Source organism: Acidilobus sp. (assembly GCF_049973875.1).
GTDB lineage: Archaea > Thermoproteota > Thermoprotei_A > Sulfolobales > Acidilobaceae > Acidilobus.
Genome location: NZ_JBMFJI010000094.1, coordinates 1 through 479, shown reverse-complemented (window position 1 = coordinate 479; position 479 = coordinate 1). Strand labels below are relative to the sequence as shown.

The 479-nt window shown below is 62.2% G+C and carries 1 pseudogene; it reads left to right on the top strand.

What is annotated here, in order from left to right:
• Positions 1-109: 109 nt before the first annotated feature.
• A pseudogene (locus ACP5H1_RS08515) lies at positions 110-479 on the top strand (ABC transporter permease); the annotation flags it as partial.

Here is a 479-nt window from a genome sequence, read left to right as displayed (position 1 = left end):
GAGGTTAGGGAGGTTGAGCCCGCGCTCGAGGACGCATACGTGCTCCTCGCCGGCGAGGGAGGAGCTGACGTCAGGCCGTATCGGTTCAGGAGAGGAGGTGCGCACGTCCGTGGGGGTCCTGTCTAAGCTCTACGCATACCTCTACCTGAGGGGCTTCAGGGTCTGGGCCAGCTACAGGACTCAGGCTGTGCTGACCATGCTGAGCTGGATCCTCCCGGTCTTCACCTATTACTTCACCGGCACCGCCCTGGGGAACGAGCTCGTGTCCAAGCTGGGCACCGGTAACTACACGTCGTTCTTCGTCGTGGGACTGGCCTTCCAGGGCTACGTCTCCTCCACCATAGCGACCGTCAGCCAGAGGCTCAGGAACGAGCAGCTCTACGGCACCCTCGAGTACTACGTGCTCTCCCCATCGGGGGTCTTGGGCTTCCTGACGTACTCGTCCATCTGGGGATTCGCGTTGAACAGTGTGAACGCCG